Origin of the sequence: Anaerobacillus sp. 1_MG-2023 (assembly GCF_030547345.1) — a bacterium.
Classification (GTDB): domain Bacteria; phylum Bacillota; class Bacilli; order Bacillales; family Guptibacillaceae; genus Guptibacillus; species Guptibacillus hwajinpoensis_B.
Window position 1 is genome coordinate 1 of sequence record NZ_JAUORD010000119.1, and the last position, 267, is coordinate 267.

Consider the following 267-nt stretch of genomic DNA (forward strand, 5'->3'; position numbering starts at 1 on the left):
GTTGTATACCGTTACAACAGGAATTGCAGACGATCTAGATAAAGACAATCCTCCTTTAGGCAGAATTGAGCTAGTTTTGGATAGTAAAGATTACCAAAACTTAAAATTTGACTTGTCCGCCGATGGCAAAACTATCGTAGTGCAGCGCGTAAATCAAAAAAATCCAGGGGATTTTGGGTTATGGATACTGCGTAATAATGATGACGATCGCCCCCCCAAGGCGCAACTACTAAAAAGCCAACTTGGAGGCGACTTTCTAATTACTCC

The 267-nt window shown here is 41.6% G+C and carries 1 protein-coding gene; it reads left to right on the top strand.

Features of this window, described 5'->3' with window-relative positions:
* On the top strand, positions 1–267 hold a 267-nt coding region (locus Q4550_RS23525), incomplete at both ends, for a hypothetical protein (protein ID WP_303536645.1).